The 356-nt window shown below is 41.9% G+C and carries 1 pseudogene; it reads left to right on the forward strand.

From position 1 onward, the window contains the following. Positions 1-21: 21 nt before the first annotated feature. Positions 22-356: pseudogene (locus DWX43_RS26780) on the forward strand (hypothetical protein); the annotation flags it as partial.

Raw genomic sequence — 356 nt, forward strand, 5'->3', positions numbered from 1 at the left:
ATCAGAGAGAGAAAAATTACAGTGAAATTGTCGGATGCAGATTGTGACAGACTGGCGAGAAAGTGTGGGGAGCATGGTTTGACAATCGGAGAGCTGATAGAGAATTTTGTCGGAGATTTGGTTGGCGGTACTTACTCCAACGGAAGTGATGAAAGAGATTATGCTGACCAATGGTTCGAGCGTTGTTGGTTCGGAATGTTCCCAGAGCCTACACTGCTGAATCACTTATTGAATTTGGGTTATGAACCAGAGCATTATCTGGATATGTTGGAAAACGTAGAGACAATAAAATCCGACATTGAAATCACTAAACAGAACATAGCAGAGCCAAGTGATGAATGGAAAGACATTGTGTA

The sequence above is a fragment of the Clostridium sp. AF19-22AC genome, assembly GCF_003479085.1.
Lineage (GTDB): Bacteria > Bacillota > Clostridia > Lachnospirales > Lachnospiraceae > Faecalicatena_A > Faecalicatena_A orotica.